The sequence below is a fragment of the Vibrio sp. Vb0598 genome (assembly GCF_033338935.1).
GTDB classification, from domain to species: domain Bacteria; phylum Pseudomonadota; class Gammaproteobacteria; order Enterobacterales; family Vibrionaceae; genus Vibrio; species Vibrio alginolyticus.
On record NZ_JAWOTP010000131.1, the window covers coordinates 1 to 1,336 of the forward strand.

Genomic DNA, 1,336 nt, shown 5'->3' on the forward strand with positions numbered 1-1,336 from the left:
GACCAAGTTGAGTTCCCTCTTTATGCTCGGACGGGAGCTGGAAGTAACCTTTCGGCCGGAACTTATACAGACCAAATTATGGCGTCTTGGGATTGGAATTACTGCAAGGGCGTAGGTCTACCAGGAGTATGTATTATTCGGAATGAGGGGAGTGCTCAAAGTACTATTACGGTCGAGTTGGAAGTGACTCCCGACTGTATGATAACCGCGCCGGATATTGATTTTGGTTCATCCCCATTGGTGGCGGGCTTCGATCCCGTTAGTCAGGTTATATCGTTAACTTGTACCAAGAACAGTTCCTTCACCATTGGTTTAAACGATGGCGTAAATGCTTCAGGAGGCCAACGAAGGATGGCATCTGATGGTAACTATTTGGAATATGAAATCTATAAGTCTTCATCGACGGAGCGCTGGGGCTCGGCTGGTGCTGAGCGCCGCGAACAGAGCGATGTCGATACTGGCGACGCCATTCCAGATGGTATCACTCCACAGAACTACAATTATCGCGCGCAGATAATGGCAAGCCAAACTACCCCTCCAGCGGGCACTTATACCGACTCAATAATCGTTGACGTTCAATTTTGAGCATCATATCAATTGCATGACTAGAGGAGTTGATTCCAAAGTTTGTTTGCAATCATAGTTTCCACTCTGTAACGACCGAATCCTGTGAGATTAGTATGGCTTTGCTTTTACAACACTTCACTTGAAGGGATAAGGAAAATCATGAAAAAGTCACTTACAGCGATTGGATTGTCTTTGGTATTCGTTGGTTCGGCCAACGCAGCAAACTGGGGATACGAAGGAAGTCACGGACCAGAGCATTGGGGCGAGTTTGCTTCTGAATGTGCGCAAGGTAAAAACCAAAGCCCGATTGATATTCATTCGGCGACGCAAGCTGAATTAGCAAAACTGCAATTGGATTACCAAGGCAAAGTGGTTGCACTAACAAACAATGGTCACACATTGCAACCCAGCATTGAGGGAGAGAATGTTCTGACCATTGATGGCAAAGCGTTTGCTTTAAAGCAGTTTCATTTCCATACACCATCTGAAAACTATGTCGACGGCAAATCTTACCCATTGGAAGCGCATTACGTTCATGCCGATGAGCAAGGCAATCTCGCAGTAGTGGCGGTATTTTTTGAACAAGGCAAAGCCAATCCGGCGTTGGCTAATCTGCTAGAAAATGTGCCGGAAAGAGATCAAAACGTAGCGATTCGCGCTCCTTTCGATGCAAACGCTTTGATTCCTAGCGACAAAGACTACTACCGATTTAACGGCTCATTGACCACGCCACCATGTTCAGAAGGCGTGCGTTGGCTTGTGATCAAAG

General features: G+C 46.5%; 2 protein-coding genes. Both read left to right on the forward strand.

Going from position 1 to position 1,336, the window contains the following annotated elements:
* On the forward strand, nt 1-585 hold a 585-nt coding region (locus R7Q38_RS23500; RefSeq protein ID WP_318114483.1), incomplete at its 5' end, for a spore coat U domain-containing protein.
* A 141-nt stretch (nt 586-726) separates the two neighbouring features.
* Nucleotides 727-1,336: carbonic anhydrase (locus tag R7Q38_RS23505; RefSeq protein WP_318114484.1), on the forward strand; the 610-nt coding region annotated here is incomplete at its 3' end.